1 protein-coding gene is annotated in these 386 nt (G+C 65.8%); it reads right to left on the minus strand.

The window, feature by feature from the left end:
• Positions 1-242, minus strand: a 242-nt coding sequence (locus tag U5805_RS31660) for a tyrosine-type recombinase/integrase (RefSeq protein WP_322107410.1), incomplete at its 3' end; no start/stop codon positions are given.
• Between the last annotated feature and the right edge of the window lie 144 nt (positions 243-386).

Genomic DNA, 386 nt, shown 5'->3' on the forward strand with positions numbered 1-386 from the left:
TTGACGAGCGCGAGCGCCGCCGACGAGAGCGGGACGCGGTGCGGCTCTTTTGCCTTCATCCGCTCGCCCGGTACGGTCCAGATACCGGCGTCGAGGTCGAACTCGCCCCACGTCGCGCCGCGCACTTCGCCGCTACGCGCGCCCGTCAGAATCGCGAATAGCATCGCGGCGCGCGTGTTGTCGCCGGGTTCAATATCGTTAAGCTGCGCTTTCACGAATGCCGGCATGGCACGCCAGGGCATCGCGGGCTGGTGTTCCTTCTTCGCGTTCTGCTTCGGTAAAAGGTGATCGACCACGCTAACCGGGTTTGCTGCGATATGACCGTGCGCCCAGGCCCATTGCAGACGGCGTGCATACGCTGGCGGGTACGGCTGGCGGTCTCGGCC

Origin of the sequence: Paraburkholderia sp. J41 (assembly GCF_905220235.1) — a bacterium.
Taxonomy (GTDB): Bacteria; Pseudomonadota; Gammaproteobacteria; order Burkholderiales; family Burkholderiaceae; genus Paraburkholderia.